Below are 15,971 nucleotides of genomic sequence, written 5' to 3' on the forward strand. Positions count from 1 at the left end.
GCGGCTTCTACGATTCCGACGGCGGCGTGGAGGTCGCCGGCCCCAAGGACGTCGCCGACGCACGCGCGGTCATCGACTGGGCGTTGGAGAGCACCGCGGCCGACCCGGCGGCGATCGGGATGGCGGGTATCTCCTATGGCGCCGGGATCAGCCTGCTCACCTCGGCCAGCGACGACCGGGTGGATGCCGTGGGCGCCATGAGCGGCTGGAGCGACCTGGAAGCCTCGCTGTACCCCAACGAGACGATCAACTTCCAGGCGGCCGAGCTTTTGCTGTTGAGCGGCGAACTCACCGGCACCCCGAGCGAGACCCTGCAAGAGGTGGAGGAGCAGTACCGCGACGGCAATATAGAACCGATGCTGGAGATGGCTCCGCAACGCTCTGCGGCCACCAAGGCCGACGAGATCAACGCCAACGACCCCGCGGTGATGTTGGCCCACGCCTACAACGACGGGATCTTCCCGCCAGGGCAGATCACCGACTTCTACGGTGAGCTGGACACCGACAAGCGGCTGATGCTCTCACCGGGAGATCACGCCACCGCAGAGCTGTTCGGTGCGGTCGGACTGCCCAACAAGGTCTGGCACGACCTGACCCGCTGGTTCGACCACCACCTCAAAGGCGACAACAACGGGATCGCCACCGAGGACCCGGTCCACCTTCAGGAGAACAGCAAGAACGGTGCGTGGAGCACCTACCCCGACTGGCCCTCGGCCACCGCCACGACCGAAACCCACTACCTGGAGGAGCCGCGACGCTCGCTGTCTCAGTGGCAACCCACGGGAGGGATGAGCAAAGAACCGGCCCCAGGTTGGGAGCACTCGATCCACGCCGGGCTCGGCACCACGGCCCACAGCGGAACATTGCTGGTCAGCGGCGCGCTCCAGCAGTTCCTGGACGTGCCCACCGGAGTGTCGCTGCCGCTGGTGAACCGCTACCGGGCCGGCGTGTGGAGCGGCCCGGAGTACCCCGAGGGGGCGACCATCAGTGGCACACCCAGCGTTCAAGTGGAGGTCACCCCCACTGCCGAAGAGACCTCCCTGTTCTTCTACCTCTACGCCACAACCCGCCACGGCACTGGGGAGTTGATCTCACACAAGCCTTACACGCTGCGTGACGCCACTCCGGGGGACCCCACCACGGTCGACGTCGACTTGCAGCCCGTGGTGCGCGACCTCGCTCCGGGGCGCCATCTCACCCTGGTGGTCGACACCGACGATCCGCGTTACACCAGCGAGAGTAAGCGGGGCGAGCGGGTGGAGTTCTCCTCTGTCGAGGACGCCCCCGCCGCGTTGACCGTGCCGTTGAGCTGAGCCAGCCGGGTGATGGTGCGTGCGACCGCACCATCACCCGAAGCCACCGGGGCGGGGGAATCGTGCCGCCCAATGAACTCCAGCCCCCTTCACTCCCCTGATGAACACGAGGGGTGGAGGAGTATCGCCAGTGACCCTCTCCCTTTTATGTCGCGGATTCCTTGGTCTATCCGGTCGGAGCGTGCTTGAGAAATGTCGGATGTCGAGGGCGTCGAGGGGCCAGGCTCGTCGGCGGTCCTGTCGCCGATCTCGCTGCTGCCGCGCCCCGATGCTCCGTTGGGCAACGGCCCTTTCGGCAGCCGTTAGCTGAGCTGTTCGGCCAGTGCGACGATGATGCCTGCGGGGCCGCGAACGTAGCAGAGCCGGTAGCTGTCCTCGTATCGCGCCGGCTCGCCGACGAGTTCGGCGCCGTGGGTGCGCAGGCGGGCGAGGACGTCGTCGATGTCGTCGACGGCGAACATGACGCGACGGATGCCCAGCGTGTTCGCCGGTGCGTTTTCCGGTTCAGCGCGGACAGCCGTCGGTGTGTGGAACTTCGTCAGCTCCAGCCGGCCGTGACCGTCGGGGGTGCGCATCATCGCGATGTCGACACGGACGTCGTCGAGTCCGACGACACGGTCCACCCAATCTCCCTCGACGGGGGCCTCGCCTTCCAGCTCCATGCCGAGTTCGGCGAAGAACGAAATAGCAGCCGCGAGGTCGTCGACAACGACGCCGACGTGGTCCATCCGCTGAATCGTCATATCCACGAGCATAGAGGTCGCACGATTGGCTTGCCGGGCAGCGGCGGCCTCGGCCGCTTGTGGGTTTCGACCGTTGGGTCGGCGCAGAGCAGGTCGACGCGGCCACAGTGGGCGGTGGTCGTGGCGAGTTGGCTGTCCTTTCGCCCTCAAACGGGCAGCCATGTGAGAGAGCAGTGCTGGGGGATGCCTTTCCTCGCCTGTGGTGCGCAGGAGGAGAAGTTGCGCTTACCTGGAGGCGGAAGTTGAGGGCAGGGCGGGGCGCGGCATGGTGTTGGTGCCGTGTGTCATGTTTTGGTCACACGTGGGCATAGTTGCTGCTGGCGGGTGTCACGGTGGCGCCTATGGCCGGTGGAGACAAGGCAGGCGGGGCGCGGTGGCGCAGCGTGGCGGCTGTGGCCGCATTGTTGGGGCTGGCGGGTGCTTCTCGCCGTGGGTGTGGTCGGCCACGGCTGGCCTGTCCGCCCCGCCCATCCCCGCGACCGTCTCGCCGCGACCCACGAGGCCCACCGGTAGCCCCCTCGGCTTCAACTCCGCCTAGCCGAGGAAACACCGAAACCCGCACTGTGCTCGCGGCCCCGCAAAGCATACGGGGGCGGAGGGATCTGGCCGCCGCTCCTCACCGGCACGTCGCGGGCCCGCCCGGGGCGCGGTCGGGGCCGGGCGGCGCGCTTGTCGTCGCCTCGTGCGAGGAGGATGCGGGCGCCGTGGACAACTCCGCGGCGGCCTCGCCGAAGATCCCGAGCATCCACTCGTGCTCGGGATCGCGGTTGTGTACGGGGTGCCACCAGACCGCGTTCAGGATAGGGGTCGCGTCGAAGGGGACGTCCAGCACACGGATTCCGCCGCTTCGGCGGATCGTCGGCGCGAGCCCGGCCTGCACGATCGCGAGACGGTCGGTGCCGATGACGAAGTGGGGGAGCGCCAAGAAACTTTCGACGACAGCCTCAACCCGCGGTTCGACCCCGAGCTCTTGGATCTGCCGGTTGGCCGACGTGAAGGCCGAGCGGGATTGGTAGGTGAGAACCCAGGGCAGTTCCGCGACGTTATCCATCGTGACCTCGTCGCCCACGGCCGTGTTGCCCTCGTCTGCGAGCACGACCCACCGGTCTCGCCACAAGTCCTCGAATGGGAGATCGGAGAGGAAGCCGTGGGGGATGATCATGGCATCGGCCGAGCGCAGCCGGTTCGTGGCGTCCTCGACGATCGTCGGACTGTGCAACTGGAAGCGGAACCGCACGCCGGGAGCTCTGGTGCGCGCGATGCGACTCACCCGACGACCGATGGTCGCGAAGGCGTAGTCGGAGCCGTAGACGAGAAACTCGCGCGTCGACTCCCGCGGCTCCCACGACGCCTGACTCTCGAACACCCGGCGTGCCGCATCCAACGCGGTGGCCGTGTGCTCGACGAGCCGCAGGGCGAGTGGCGTCAGCTCGTAGGAGTTTCCACTCCGGGTCAAAATCTCGTCGTTGAAGTGCCTTCGCAGGCGCGCGAGCGAGCCGCTCAGCGCCGGCTGGCTCAAGTGCAGCCGGTCAGCGGCCCGGGTGACGCTGCGCTCGGTCAGCAAAGCGTCCAACGCGACGAGCAGGTTGAGGGCAACACACGAGAGAAGGGGATCATCGGACACCGTGGCGTGATCCTCGGTGGTCGGTCGTCACATCGGAAAATCGACTGAACCCATCGCTGGCGACGATGAGCCCCGAGGGGTTATCTGGAGCGCCTATTCTTGCTGCGTAGCGGCCTTCTCGGTGGAATCGACCGGACTGATGGGGGAAGTCTGGTCGCCGGAACACCGCCGCACTGTCGAGATCCAGCCATGTCCAGTACCCCGCGTTCACGCGGGGTACTACCAGCGCGGTGCCTCCATGGCCGCCGAGGAAGGGCCGCTCTTCGGCTCACGGGACGTGAAGTCGGAGCCACCACTCGGGTTCCGTGCCGTCTAGACGGAGTAGTTCGGCGGCGTCTCGCCCGAGCTCGCCCCCGAGCGCGGACCGCTTCGTCGTCGGGGATCGCCATCGCGTGCCCCGGCTCGTGGGGAGCCCATCTGGCAGTCATAACGATACTTATGTCGAGTATCCAAAATACTTATGTGTTTTTTTGGCATATGTCTGTGATACTGGCCATACCCTTCACGCCGACTCGCCGAAGAGTCGCTGGACAACGACTTCAGGAAGGTCTGATATGACACAGCACCGTAGGTCTTTTTCGCGCTATGGCTGGGCCCTCGCCGTCCCGACGGTGGGCGCGCTGCTCCTCACCACGGCCTGCTCGGGTGAGAGCAGCGAAAGCGTCGACGGGGCGAACGGCTTCTCGCTCACCTATGCCACCTCCAACAACCTGGAGTCGCCCTACGAGCGCCTCGCCCGGGTCTACATGGAGGAGAATCCCGACGTCAGCATCGAGCTCGCCCCGCAGCCCAACGACCGCTACGGCGAGACACTGCGAACCCAGCTCCAGGCGGGCAACGCGCCGGACGTCGTCCAGACCGCACCGGGAACCGGGCAGGCCCAGGGCATCGTGCCCCTGGCCGAGGCCGGCTTCCTCGAACCGCTTGACGATGCCGCCGCCGAGTTGATCCCCGCCGGCAACGAGTCGCTCTTCTACACCGAGGACGAGCTCTACGGTCAGCCGGTCGACCTCACGGTCAGCGGTTTCGTCTACAACACCTCCGCCGCCGACGCCGCGGGGCTCGACGAGTTCCCCGACGCGACCGCGGAGCTGCTCGACCTGTGCGAGACGCTCGCCAACGACGGCACCTCGGCCATCGCCCTGGCCGGCGCGGCGCCGCCGAACACCGGTATGACCGCCATGTCCGTCTCGGCCACCCGGGTCTACGCCGAGACCCCCGACTGGAACCAGCAGCGGGCCGACGGCGCGGTGACCTTCGCCGACAGCGAAGGCTGGCAGGAGACCCTGGAGACCATCGTCGAACTGAACGAGACGGGTTGTTTCCAGGACGGCGCCGAGGGCGGCGGCTTCGACGCCATCACCAACGGACTGGCCCAGGGCACCTCCCTCGGAGCGTTCATCCCTAGTGGTGCGGCCTCTGAGCTACAGTCCGCGGCACCCGACCAGAACTTCGCGATCGAGGCGTTCCCGCCCCCCGAGGGCGGCGACCCCTACATCCTCGCGAGCTCCAACTACTCGCTGTCGATCAACGCCGCCTCCGAGCGGAAGGAGGCCGCACAGGAGTTCCTCGACTGGGTGGCCGAACCCGAGCAGGCCCAGCTCTTCGCCGATATCTCCGGAGTCCTGCCCGTCACCGGCGTTGCCGACGTCGACCTTTCCGACACGCGCTACGCCCCTGTCGGCGAACTGATTCAAAGCGAGTCCTACACGGCGCTGCCGAACTCCACGTGGCCGAACCAGTCCGTCTACGACGAGCTCTCGACGGGCGTCCAGGGCTTGCTCACGGGGCAGAGCACGGTCGATCAGGTGCTGACTGCCATGGACGACGCCTGGGAGAACTGACCGGCCTCGACCGGACACAGCTAGCACCGATGTCGGAGGAATCCATGACTGTGACGACGCAAGGACGACGCGCGTCCGAAGGAGGGCGCGCGCAACGTCCCCAGAACACGGGGGGCCGTTCCAGCTCTCCCAGGGCTCGTCCGAGCAGGGCTCGTCCCCTGGTCGGCTACGGACGCTGGTGGTGGGCTCTGCCGGGCTTGCTCCTCGTTCTCGGTATCCAGTACACCGCGACGTCCGTCGGTGGATTCTTCGCGTTCACCAACTGGTCGGGCATCGGCTCGTTCGAGTGGATCGGTCTGGAGAACTTCCGAGAGATCTTCCAGGACCCGGAGAAGGTCAGAGCACTCGGCAACACCCTTCTCTTGGCGTTCGGCTCCGTGCTGCTCACCAACGTCTTCGGGCTCATGCTCGCGCTCGCCCTCAATCGGGGGCTGCGCACTCGATACGCCCTGCGGGTCGTCTTTTTCATGCCGGTCGTCTTGAGCCCGCTCGCGGTGTCCTACGTGTGGAAATTCATCTTCGACTTCAACGGGCCGCTCAACCAACTGCTCGCGGCGGGCGGTCTGCAAGAGCTGCAACGGCCGTGGCTCGCCGACCCCAATCTGGCCATCTGGGCCGTGCTCGGGGTGATCGTCTGGCAGCAGACGGGGATCGCGATGGTGATCTACCTCGCCGGGCTGGCCGCGGTCCCCGTCGAGATCGAGGAGGCCGCGGCCATCGACGGCGCCTCGCACTGGCAGCGCTTCCTGGCTGTGACGGTCCCCTCCATCCGCCCCGCGATCGCCATCGCCACCACGCTCGGGCTCGTGAACGGGTTGCGCATCTTCGACCAGATCATGGCCCTCACGGCGGGAGGGCCGGCCGGGGCTACGGAAAACCTCGCGACAGAGGTCTACAAGGAGGCGTTCTCCCTCGGGCGGTTCGGCTACGGCGCCGCACTCGCCCTACTGCTGACGGTTCTCATCCTCGTCTGCGCCATGCTCCAGCAGTACGCGACCCGCGACCGCTCCAAGGAGAGCTGACATGTTCCGCTACACCAAGGCAACCGCACTGCGAGAGGCGCTCACCTGGGTCGCGGCCTTTATCTTCCTGCTTCCCTTCTACTTCCTCGTCGCGACGGCGCTCAAGTCGGACCAGGAGGTGTTCGCGAGCGACCCGATCGCGCCTCCGACGAATCCGGACCTGAGCAGCTTCGTCGCGGTACTGGGCCAACAGGGCCAGTCGAACGTCCTGTTGGGGTTGCTCAACAGCGTCATCCTGACGGGCGGGAGCATCCTCTGCATGGTGCTGCTCGGCTCGCTCACCGGCTACGTGATCGTGCGCAGCACGCGCCGATGGAGCCGCGGAGCCTACATGCTGTTCCTCATCGCGATCGTGCTGCCGACCCAGCTCGGTACCGTTCCGCTCTACATCGGGGCCCGGACACTCGGACTGACCGGATCGATCTGGGGCATGATCATCCTCTACACCGGCATGTTGCTCCCGTTCGCCGTCTTCCTCTACGCCGGCTTCTTCCGGGGGCTTGGTACGGAGTACGAAGAGGCGGCCACCATCGACGGAGCCTCACGCGCGCAGATCTTCTTCCGTGTGGTGTTGCCCCTGATGGCGCCCGCTACGGGCACCGTGGCGATCCTCGCCGGGTTGATCGTCTGGAACGACTTCTTCTCGGCGCTCATCTTCCTCGGCGGATCGGAGAACCAGACGCTGCCCGTGGCGATGTACTACTACGTCGGGTCGCTCGTCTCGCAGTGGAACCAGATCTTCGCCATCGTCATCGTCTCGATGATCCCCATCCTCCTGCTCTACCTCGTCGCGCAGAAACGGTTCATCCAGGGGTTCGCCGGCGGCATCAAGGGCTGACCGCCCCACCGCCCCCCTGTCCTCGCACGCGCGCACGCTTTTCACCGGGGCGCTCCCGGCGCCCGAAGGAAGGACGAATATGTACACGCTCGCGCCCAACATCGAGCTGCTGTTCACCGAGGCGGGTGACAGCTACGCCGACCGGGTGCGCGCCGCCGCGGCAGCCGGCTTCGAGGCTGTCGAGATGTGGGGTCCCACAGGCAAGGACGCGCCGGCACGGCCGAAGGACATCCCGGCGCTCAAGGCGGCGCTGGAGGAGACCGGCGTCGCGCTGACGGCTCAGTTGGCCGAGCCGCGGACGCAGTTCATGCTCCCCCCACGCGACCACGCTCCCTTCTTCGCCGGGCTCGAAGAGGGAGTCGAGATCGCCCGCGAGCTGAACTGTCCGCGGATCGTGGTGGGCAGTGGCACCGGCTTCGGCGGCAGAAAGCGCCAGGACCAGCTCGACGAGCTCGTCGACATCTTCACCCGAGCCCTCGCCTATATCGCCGGGTCGGGCGTCACGCTGGTCCTCGAAGCGGTCAATACGCGGGTGGACCATCCCGGTTCGCTGCTCGACCGGACGGCCGACGCCGGCTATGTCGCCCGCGGCGTCGACTCGCCCGACTTCGCGATTCTCTACGACATTTACCACTCCATCACCGAGGGCGAGGACGTGGTCGCCGAACTCGCCGCGGTCCAAGACCTCGTCGGCTACGTCCAGCTCGCCGACGCCCCCGGGCGTGGCGAGCCCGGTACCGGTGAGGTCGACTGGGCCGAGCGCCTCGGACAGCTCCGGTCGAGCGGCTACGAGGGCCCGATCGGGCTGGAGTACTACCCGACCACCGAGTCGGCCACGTCCACCCGAGCCATCGCCGCCGTCGCGGCCACAGCCTGAGAAGGTGCGCAACGGTGAGTGGACGGTTTCCCGACCAGGTCGACGTCGCGATCGTCGGCAGCGGACCGACCGGCGCGACCTATGCGCGCGTCCTCAGCGAGGAGGCGCCCCACCTGCGTGTCGCCCTTCTCGAAGTCGGTCCCACCATCACGGACCCGCCGGGCTCACACGTCAAGAACATCGCCGATCTACAGGCGTGTGCCCGGGCCCAGCGCCGTTCCGAAGGGCCGGCCCCGGACAGCGCGACGATCGACAATCCCGGCCAGGTGCGTGCGGGTATGCGTCGGGCGCGTCCCGGGACGTGGCTGCTGCCCGACGGCGCGGCCGTCGACGGTGAGGACGGGATGCCCGTGGCCGCCATGTCGAGCAACGTCGGCGGGATGGGGGCGCACTGGACCGCGGCGTGCCCTTCGCCGGGCGAGAGCGAGAGAATCCGCGCTGTCGAGGGGTTCGACGAGCTGCTGACGCAGGCCAAGCGTCTGCTCGGCGTCACCACCGACGCCTTCGAGACGGCTCCGTTCGCCCAGGAGGTGCGCCGTCGTCTCGCCGGGGAGTTCGATGGGGGGAGAGCCCTTGACCGACGGGTCCAGCCCATGCCGCTGGCAGTCCACCGGCGCGCGGACGGATCGTTGGCCTGGTCGGGTTCCGACGTCGTCTTCGGCGACGTCTCGCGCGACAACCCCAACCTCACCCTGGTCGACGAGGCTCTCGTACGGCGCGTCGCGGTCAAGGACGCGCAGGCAGTCGGGGTCGAGGTAGAAGATCGAACAGACGCGACCGTGCACCGGATTCGCGCCCACGCGGTCGTGGTCGCCGCCGACAGCCTGCGCACCCCCCAGCTCCTGTGGGCCTCGGGGGTGCGGCCGCCGGCGCTGGGCCGTTATCTCAACGATCAGGCCCAGGTCGTCTTCGCCGCCCGCCTCAGTGGGGCGGCCGACCACCCCGATGCCGTGCGCGCCGCCGGCACCCCCGCGGGTGTCCTCGACGAGCAAAGCGGCGTCTCGTGGGTGCCCTATGTCGATACCGCGCCCTTTCACGGCCAGGTCATGCAACTCGACGCTTCACCGATCCCGCTCGCCGAGACCGACGATCCCATACCGGGCTCGATCGTGGGTCTGGGATGGTTCTGCGCGAAGGACCTGCGTGCCGAGGATCGGGTCGAGTTCCACGACCTGGAGCGGGATGCCTACGGGATGCCGGCGATACGCATTCGCTATCGCCTTACGGAACGTGACCACGAGACCATCGCCCGTGCCAAGGCGCAGATCCGCCGCGCAGCCGCGGCCTTGGGAGAGCCCATCGGCGACGAGCCGTTTCTGCTGCCGCTCGGCTCGTCTTTGCACTACCAGGGCACCGTGCGGCTCGGCGCGGACGACGACGGCACCTCGGTCTGCGACCCGAACTCGCGCGTGTGGGGCCACGCGGGACTCTACGTGGCCGGAAACGGCGTCATCCCGACAGCCATCGCCTGCAACCCCACGTTGACCGCGGTCGCGCTGGCGATCCGTGGCGCGCGCGATGTCGCCCGTTATTGCAAGGATTGGCTTTAGTCATTTTTTGACTTAAGGTTGCTGTAATCATGAAAAAGACGTTGAGGAGGACGTGCGTGACGACCACACGCCCCGCGAAGGAAGGTCACCGATGATTCCCGACCGCATCATCGAGGCCGGCACGCTCTCGACCGACGGCTCACGCACCTCTGTCGAAGTCCGGATTCCCTGGTACCGCGCCCTGCCCGGCTCGTGCATCGACGACGCCGCACTCACGGTCGACGGCGTCACGGCCCCCGCCGAGTCCGTGCGCTGGGAGATGAACGGACGTACCTACGCGCTGCCCGAGCTCGTCGAGCGGACCGACGAATGGTGGTTCCCGCTGGACTCAGCGGTCCTCTCCGGGGACCTTCCGGCCAATCCCGGTACGCGACACGAGGTGACGGTCGAGCTGAAGCTCTACATCCCTTACATCGTCACCGACCACGGGGTGCTGCGGATCGAGGAACGCGACAGCAAGACGATGGAAGTGAGACAGCGATGACCGGGCTCGGTACCCCTATTCAGGGCGTCACCCTCTACAGCTTCACCCGGGCCTTCCACGGCCGGCACTACGACCTCGAAGGGCTCATCCGTCGTGTCGGCCAGGACGGCTTCGGACCAGGGCTGGAGATCATCGGATTTTCGAGCTTCCGTGGCTTCCCGGAGTTCGACGACGCCTCCGTCGCGTGGTTTCGCGACCTGGTCGACGAGGTGGGGCTGGTGCCGACCTCGCTGGCGATCAACACCGACGTCGGAATCCGGCGGGATCGGCTCATGACCGACGACGAGCTCCTGGAGTACATGCGCCGCCAGATCGAGGCCGCCTCCCGATTGGGCTTCCCGATCGCCCGTGTGCAGATCTCGCTCACGCCGGACTCCATGGAGAAGCTGCTGCCGGTGGCCGAGCGCTACGGGGTCACCCTGGCGCTTGAGGTGCACGCGCACCACTACGCGACCAACGAGCACATCCTGCGGCTGCGGGACCGTTACGAACGGCTCGGCTCCCCGCTGCTCGGATTCACCGCCGACTGGGGCGCGACCGTAAGCGGGTTCGCTCCCTCACTGCTCGAAGCCTACCGCCGTCGCGGCGCCGACCCCGAGCTCCTCACGGCCGTCCAAGGTCTGTGGAACGACTTCTACGAGCAGGGGCCGCCTCCCACCCAAGTCGAACACGGCAAGCGGTTCGGCGCTTTCATCGAGCTCGCCGCCGAGCACGGGCGGCCCGACCTCGGCGTCGACTTCGCGATCAACGGCACTGGCCTGTTCGGTCCCGCACCTGTGGACACCTGGCGCGAGATCATGCCGTGGGTCCGTCACGTGCACGGGAAGTTCTTCGGCATCGACCCCGGCGGTGAGGAGCCTTCGGTACCCGTGCGCGACCTCATCGCACTGCTGGTCGACAGCGGCTACTCGGGCGCGGTCTCCAGCGAGTACGAGGGCTGGCACTGGAACTACTGGGACGACCCCTTCGAGATCGTCCGCGCCGAGCAGGCCCTCCAGCGCGCAGCGGCGAATTCCGCCGCCTCGCGGATGCTGACCGACGCCGCCGAGGCGAGGGCGAGTCTGGCCCGTCACCTCGCCGCCCCCGCCCGTAGCTGATCACGTAAGGAGCAACCATGACCGCCCCCGGGATCGCCGGAACCGACATCCAGCTCGGCCTGACCCTCTACTCGCTCACCGCCGAGTGGGCGGCCGGGCACTACACCTTCGAGAGTCTGCTCCAGGAAGTCGCCGACCGGGGACTCGGCCCCGGCGTCGAGTTCAACGGGGCGCAGATGCTGCGAACCTACCCCGATGTCGACGATGACTTCGTCTACATGTGGCACTCCACGCTCGACCGCCTGGGGCTGGAGCCCAGCGCGATGGGGACGAACCTGGACATGGGGCGGCGCGCCGATCGCGACATGACCCCGGATGAGGAGTTCGAGTTCTTCGCGGTCCAGTTGCATGCCGCCTACCGTCTCGGTATCCACCGAGTGGTCATCCGGTCGGCCGACAAGGAGCTGCTCCGCCGGCTGTTGCCGCTGGCCGAGAAGTACGACCAGCGTCTGGGCTACGAGATCCACGCACCTTCCGGCCCCAACGACCCGAAGGTCCTCGCGATCCGCGAGATGTACGACGAGCTCGGCTCCGACCGGCTCGGTTTCACCGCCGACTTCAGCTCGACCATGCACAGTCTCTCCCCGACGCTGTTTCGCACCCTGCGATCCATGGGGCTGCAAGACGAGCACCTGGCCGCCATGCAGGATTTCTGGCGCCGCCCCATGACGATGCACGAACGCAACGAGGCATTCGAGGAGTACCTGCGCTCGGAGGGGATCGACCCGGCCAGTCTCGGTCCGTTCTCCCGGCTCGCGTTCAACATGCACGGCCTGGTGCCACCCGAAGAGTGGCTGGACATCATGCCGCAGCTCTTCCACGTCCACGCGAAGTTCTGGGATATCGACTCCGAGGGCAACGAGCCCGCGATGGACATCCCCCGCATCGTCCGCCAGTTCGTCAAGGGCGGGTTCAGCGGCTACCTGTCGAGCGAGTGGGAAGGACACGCCTTCTCTGACCTCGGCGAGGCCGACCCGGTCGCCCTTATCGCCGCCCAGCACGACCTGATGCGGCGCGCCATCGAGGAGACGGTCGCCCACGGGTGACCGTCTCGCCGACTTCCAAGGAGAGCCAAGTATGACAGACGAGGTGGGGGCGCTGCGCGCCGAGATCGCCGAGCTGAGGGACGAGCTGGCGCGGGTCACGGACATCGCCCGCCGTGCCGATGACCGCGGCGCGATCGAGAACCTCTTCAACCGCTACATGTATTACCACAACGCATTCCAGGATGAGCGGATCATCCCGTTGTGGGTCAAGCGCGGCACTCCGGGCATCCGGGCGCGCTACACCAACGCCGGGGTCTACACCGACTACGACAGCGTCATCCGCTACCACCAGGGGCGACCCACCCCGGTCGGGAAACTGATCCTGCACTACACCACCACGCCGGTGATCGAAGTCGCCGCCGACGGCGAGACCGCCAAGGGCGTGTGGATCATGGCCGGCAACGAGTCGGGGCTGACCGACCCTGAGGTCGCGGCGAGGCAGCCCTCCTACATGTTCTCTCCCAAGGAGGTCCAAGGGAAGAAAGTGTGGGCGCACTGGGTCTGGTGCAAGTACGCCGTCGACTTCCTGCGCCAGGACGGCGAGTGGAAGATCTGGAAATTCCGCTGCTACGAGCTGCTGCGCGCCCCCTTCGAGGAGAACTGGATCAGCTTCGCCGAGAAGAACCAGGAGGCGTTCGCGCTCGACCTCATGTACTTCGGCGACGACGGCGAGCCGATGTTCATGCCGCCTGCCGACGAGCCCGTGCCCTCCGAATACCACCCCTACAGCCCGTCGACCCGGCAAACGCTCGACCCCGAGCCTCCGCTCGCCCACGCGACCTTCACCGACACGTTCAAGTGAGGACCACACGATGGCAACCCACAACACCCTCTTTCAGGAGTCGGACGTCCGACGCCATGACAACGGCGTCGCGGTCTCGATCCAGCTCCCCTGGTACCGCAGCCTGTGGCTGTCCGCGGTCCGCGACGTCGCGGTCAAGGTGGACGGCCGAGAGATCCCCCGCGAAGAGCTGAGCTTCGAGCTCGAAGGGCGCAGCTATCGCATCGAGGAGTTGCAGGAGCACTGGGACACCCTCTGGTTCGTCCAGGACCGGGCCGAGATCATCGTGGCGCTCAACCCGCCACCCGCGCCCGGGGAGCGCATCGCCGTAGAGGTGACCCTCGACCTGCGGCTGCTCTACATGCAGATCGCCCCCGGGCGCTATGTCGGCAACCGCGTCGTTGTGGAGAAGGAGTTGGCGCTGGCATGACGACACTCAAGGTCGCCATGATCGGCTACGGGTTCATGGGCGCCGCGCACTCGCAGGGGTGGCGCACCGCGCCCCGAGTCTTCGACCTTCCGGCCGCCCCCGAGATGGCGGTGATCGTGGGCCGCCGTCCCGACGCGGTCGCCGAGGCCGCGCAGCGGTGGGGATGGGCCGAGTCGGCTACGGACTGGCGAGAGGTCGTCACCCGCGACGACATCGACATCGTCGACATCGTCACCCCGGGAAACTCCCACGCCGAGATCGCTGTCGCGGCCTTGGAGGCCGGCAAGCACGTCCTCTGCGAGAAGCCGCTCGCCAACACTGTGGCCGAGGCGACGCACATGGCCGAGGCCGCCGGGCGTTCCGCCGCGAACGGCACGCTGTCGATGGTGGGGTTCACCTACCGTCGGGTGCCTGCCGCGACATTCGCCCGCGACCTGGTGGCCCGAGGCGCACTCGGGCGTGTCCAGCAGGTACGCGCCAGCTACCGGCAGGACTGGCTCGTCGACTCCGAGGCGCCCCTCAACTGGCGGCTGCAAAAAGAGCACGCCGGTTCGGGCGCGCTGGGTGACATCGGCGCCCACGCGATCGACATGGTCCAGTTCATCACCGGCCAGTGGGTCCAGCGGGTCACCGGCGTCGTCGACACGCTCGTCGAGGAGCGCCCCCTCCCCGCTGCCGCGCACGGCCCGGCCGACACCCAGCGGGGCCGGGTCACCGTCGACGACGTCGCCATCTTCACCGGACGCCTCGACTCCGGCGCCCTCGCCAGCTTCGAGGCCACCCGCTACGCCACGGGACGCAAGAACGCCCTGAACGTGGAGATCTCGGGCGAGCGCGGTGCGATCGTCTTCGACCTCGAGGACCTCAACACCCTGTGGTTCTACGACCGCACCGCACCGGAGGACCAGCAGGGCTTCACCCGCATCCTGGTGACCGAGCCCAGCCACCCCTACCTCTCGGGCTGGTGGCCACCGGGGCACCTGCTCGGCTACGAGCACGGCTTCTCCCACCAGGTCAAGGATTTGGTGACGGGCATCGCCACCGGAGAGCCTCCGCACCCCTCCTTCGCCGACGGGCTGCATGTGCAGCGCGTCTTGGACGCCGTCGAGCGTAGCGCCGCACAGGACGCCGCGTGGGTGGGCGTGTAGTCAACCGCTAGAGAGGACCGCCACGAGGACAAGGAGACGACTGTGGCACGACCGATCACCCTCTTCACCGGCCAGTGGGCGGACCTGCCCTTCGAGGAGCTCGTCCGACTCGCGGGCGAGTGGGGCTACGACGGCCTCGAAATCGCCTGTTGGGGCGACCACCTCGACCCGTGGCGCTGGGACGACGACGCCTACGTCCAAGGCAAGCTCGACCTGCTCAAGCGGCACGGACTGTCCGTGTGGACCATCGCCAACCACCTCAAGGGTCAGGCGGTCTGCGACGACCCGATCGACCAGCGCCACCGCGCCATCCTCTCCGACCGGGTATGGGGCGACGGCGATCCCGAGGGCGTGCGCCGGCGCGCCGCCGAGGAGATGCAACACACCGCTCGACTCGCCGCGAAGCTAGGCGTGAAGACGGTTACCGGGTTCACCGGCTCCTCGATCTGGAAGTACGTCGCCATGTTCCCACCGGTATCGGCCGACCTCGTCGACGCCGGCTACGCGGACTTCGTCCGCCGGTGGACCCCGATCCTCGACGTCTTCGACGAGGTCGGGGTGCGGTTCGCCCACGAGGTGCACCCCAGCGAGATCGCCTACGACTACTGGACGACGCACCGCACGCTTGAGGCGATCGGTCATCGCGAGACCTTCGGTCTCAACTGGGACCCGAGCCACATGGTGTGGCAGGACCTCGACCCTGTCGCGTTCCTATGGGACTTCCGCGAACGCATCTACCACGTGCACTGCAAGGACACGAAGAAGCGCCTCGGCAACGGGCGCAACGGCCGACTGTCCTCGCACCTGGCCTGGGCCGATCCCCGGCGCGGGTGGGACTTCATCTCCACCGGCCACGGCGACGTGCCCTGGGAGGACGCCTTCCGCATGCTCAACGCCATCGACTACGACGGTCCGCTCTCCGTCGAATGGGAGGACGCCGGCATGGACCGGCTCGTCGGGGCTCCCGAGGCCCTGGAGTTCGTCCGGAACCTGTCGCGCTACCAGCCCTCGGAGGCCGCCTTCGACGCGGCTTTCTCGACCCGCTGACACCCACCGCCGCACCGTTCGCCGACCGCTGGCACGCCTGTGGCCACCGGCGAACGGTGCGGCGGCTCGATGCCGCGCGGGCCCGCTCCCTCCCCCGACCCTGCACGGGCACGCCTTCTGGGAGGTA

General features: G+C 67.6%; 15 protein-coding genes. 13 read left to right on the forward strand and 2 right to left on the reverse strand.

Annotated features, from left to right (window positions below; all coding sequences use genetic code 11):
* Positions 1-1,313: CocE/NonD family hydrolase (locus ABD848_RS19305; RefSeq protein ID WP_344974440.1), on the forward strand; the 1,313-nt coding region annotated here is incomplete at its 5' end.
* A 302-nt stretch (positions 1,314-1,615) separates the two neighbouring features.
* On the opposite strand, the gene ABD848_RS19310 is transcribed toward ABD848_RS19305, so the two are convergent.
* Positions 1,616-2,041 carry a VOC family protein gene (locus tag ABD848_RS19310; protein ID WP_344974586.1) on the reverse strand — a complete coding sequence of 142 codons (426 nt, stop codon included), beginning with the start codon at positions 2,039-2,041 and terminating at the stop codon, positions 1,616-1,618.
* A 631-nt stretch (positions 2,042-2,672) separates the two neighbouring features.
* Positions 2,673-3,680 carry a LysR family transcriptional regulator gene (locus ABD848_RS19315; RefSeq protein ID WP_344974443.1) on the reverse strand — a complete coding sequence of 336 codons (1,008 nt, stop codon included), beginning with the start codon at positions 3,678-3,680 and terminating at the stop codon, positions 2,673-2,675.
* 554 nt (positions 3,681-4,234) lie between these two features.
* Between ABD848_RS19315 and ABD848_RS19320 the strand changes: the two genes are divergently transcribed.
* The 12 genes from ABD848_RS19320 to ABD848_RS19375 all read left to right on the forward strand — a co-directional run bounded on the left by ABD848_RS19320 (position 4,235) and on the right by ABD848_RS19375 (position 15,844).
* Positions 4,235-5,524, forward strand: a complete 1,290-nt coding sequence (locus ABD848_RS19320; RefSeq protein WP_344974446.1) for an ABC transporter substrate-binding protein — start codon at positions 4,235-4,237, stop codon at positions 5,522-5,524.
* 197 nt (positions 5,525-5,721) lie between these two features.
* Positions 5,722-6,546, forward strand: a complete 825-nt coding sequence (locus tag ABD848_RS19325) for a carbohydrate ABC transporter permease (protein ID WP_344974451.1) — start codon at positions 5,722-5,724, stop codon at positions 6,544-6,546.
* Between the two features lies 1 nt (position 6,547).
* Positions 6,548-7,384, forward strand: coding sequence for a carbohydrate ABC transporter permease (locus ABD848_RS19330; protein ID WP_344974454.1), 837 nt, complete (start codon positions 6,548-6,550; stop codon positions 7,382-7,384).
* A 79-nt stretch (positions 7,385-7,463) separates the two neighbouring features.
* Positions 7,464-8,261: a TIM barrel protein gene (locus ABD848_RS19335; protein WP_344974457.1), complete on the forward strand. Its 798-nt coding sequence runs from the start codon at positions 7,464-7,466 to the stop codon at positions 8,259-8,261.
* A gap of 14 nt (positions 8,262-8,275) precedes the next feature.
* Positions 8,276-9,811, forward strand: coding sequence for a GMC oxidoreductase (locus ABD848_RS19340; RefSeq protein ID WP_344974460.1), 1,536 nt, complete (start codon positions 8,276-8,278; stop codon positions 9,809-9,811).
* A 91-nt stretch (positions 9,812-9,902) separates the two neighbouring features.
* Positions 9,903-10,295, forward strand: a complete 393-nt coding sequence (locus ABD848_RS19345) for a C-glycoside deglycosidase beta subunit domain-containing protein (RefSeq protein WP_344974463.1) — start codon at positions 9,903-9,905, stop codon at positions 10,293-10,295.
* Positions 10,292-11,392 (forward strand): sugar phosphate isomerase/epimerase family protein, encoded by a 1,101-nt coding sequence (locus tag ABD848_RS19350; RefSeq protein ID WP_344974466.1) that lies wholly within the window; start codon positions 10,292-10,294, stop codon positions 11,390-11,392. Before ABD848_RS19345 ends, ABD848_RS19350 begins: the two co-directional genes overlap by 4 nt.
* A gap of 17 nt (positions 11,393-11,409) precedes the next feature.
* Positions 11,410-12,438: a sugar phosphate isomerase/epimerase family protein gene (locus ABD848_RS19355; RefSeq protein ID WP_344974469.1), complete on the forward strand. Its 1,029-nt coding sequence runs from the start codon at positions 11,410-11,412 to the stop codon at positions 12,436-12,438.
* A gap of 31 nt (positions 12,439-12,469) precedes the next feature.
* Positions 12,470-13,240 (forward strand): nuclear transport factor 2 family protein, encoded by a 771-nt coding sequence (locus ABD848_RS19360; protein ID WP_344974473.1) that lies wholly within the window; start codon positions 12,470-12,472, stop codon positions 13,238-13,240.
* A 10-nt stretch (positions 13,241-13,250) separates the two neighbouring features.
* Positions 13,251-13,649 (forward strand): C-glycoside deglycosidase beta subunit domain-containing protein, encoded by a 399-nt coding sequence (locus ABD848_RS19365; RefSeq protein WP_344974476.1) that lies wholly within the window; start codon positions 13,251-13,253, stop codon positions 13,647-13,649.
* On the forward strand, positions 13,646-14,797 hold the full coding sequence (locus tag ABD848_RS19370) for a Gfo/Idh/MocA family protein (protein WP_344974479.1): 1,152 nt from the start codon (positions 13,646-13,648) through the stop codon (positions 14,795-14,797). Before ABD848_RS19365 ends, ABD848_RS19370 begins: the two co-directional genes overlap by 4 nt.
* 42 nt (positions 14,798-14,839) lie before the next feature.
* Positions 14,840-15,844, forward strand: a complete 1,005-nt coding sequence (locus ABD848_RS19375; protein ID WP_344974483.1) for a sugar phosphate isomerase/epimerase family protein — start codon at positions 14,840-14,842, stop codon at positions 15,842-15,844.
* Positions 15,845-15,971: the final 127 nt, after the last annotated feature.

The organism is Salinactinospora qingdaonensis (genome assembly GCF_039539445.1).
Classification (GTDB): domain Bacteria; phylum Actinomycetota; class Actinomycetes; order Streptosporangiales; family Streptosporangiaceae; genus Salinactinospora; species Salinactinospora qingdaonensis.